The organism is Pseudoalteromonas sp. S1650, assembly GCF_005887195.1.
GTDB lineage: Bacteria > Pseudomonadota > Gammaproteobacteria > Enterobacterales > Alteromonadaceae > Pseudoalteromonas > Pseudoalteromonas simplex.
Window position 1 is genome coordinate 1 of record NZ_PNDF01000142.1, and the last position, 992, is coordinate 992.

Here is a 992-nt window from a genome sequence, read left to right on the forward strand (position 1 = left end):
CTCAATGAACCATGGTGGACCATTTCCAAGCTCCACAGATGTACGTAGCACTTCCGTTGGGTTAAATGCAATGTTGAGATTTTTGCGACCAATTTGCTATCAGTCTTAGTTAATTGTAGCGGGAGTGCAAATTGCATTTCCCGCTACCTCTTTATTATGAAGGATTCTAACTTGGCATGCGTGTTTTCATAGGTATAATGCATACTAAATGCAATTTATAGAAATTACTATGGCCATAGAACATAAAACTCGAACTCAGCTTGTTACAGAAGCTATTCGTGAAAAAATTCTTTCAGGTGAAATCAAAGCGGGTGATCCGCTACGCCAAGCTGCATTAGCCACAGAGCTAAACGTGAGTCGAATTCCGGTGCGTGAAGCTTTGCTACAACTAGAAGCCGAAGGGCTGGTTAACTTTGAAGCTCATAAAGGAGCCACTGCCACACAGCTTTCGGCGTCGCAAATTGACGAAATTTTTGACCTCAGAGCACTTCTTGAAGCCGAGCTATTAAAACATTCAATACAAAGCTTAACTGATCAAGACTTAATTGATGCCGAGCTTATTTTAACTGAGCTTGAAAGTGCCATGGATGCCGGCGATACCCACCTTGCCACTGGCGATTTAAACAGCCAGTTTCATGCTAAATTATACAGCCGAGCTGCGCGACCACAAACCCGAGAGTTGGTTGATATGTATAGTAAAAACTCTGAGCGCTATGTACGTATGCATATTTTATTGGCAGGTGGTTTAACAAAAGCTCCTGAAGAGCACCGTACTTTACTTGAGTTATGCAGAAAAAAAGACTGTCAAAATGCCTGTGAATTTCTAAAAAATCATATTGTTAAAGCTAAAAACGATATAAAAAAATTACTAATAAAATTAGAAGGTGAAAAAAGTAATTAAAAAATATACCTAGCAACTAGTACAGGCTATTAAACTCTAATTTATAATTTTAGGCATTGCTTTTGCTTTTCAGCAGCAATAATACAGAAGT

The 992-nt window shown here is 38.8% G+C and carries 1 protein-coding gene; it reads left to right on the plus strand.

Annotated features, from left to right (window positions below; all coding sequences use genetic code 11):
* The first annotated feature begins 229 nt into the window (after window positions 1–229).
* The gene (locus tag CWB80_RS21905; protein WP_138602782.1) at window positions 230–901 is read left to right on the plus strand and encodes a GntR family transcriptional regulator; all 672 of its coding nucleotides are present in this window, start codon (window positions 230–232) and stop codon (window positions 899–901) included.
* The last annotated feature ends 91 nt before the right edge of the window (window positions 902–992 follow it).

Excerpts from the sequence above, each read along its gene's own strand:
- CWB80_RS21905 (WP_138602782.1), top strand. The coding sequence starts at position 230 with ATGGCCATAGAACATAAAACTCGAACTCAGCTTGTTACAGAAGCTATT.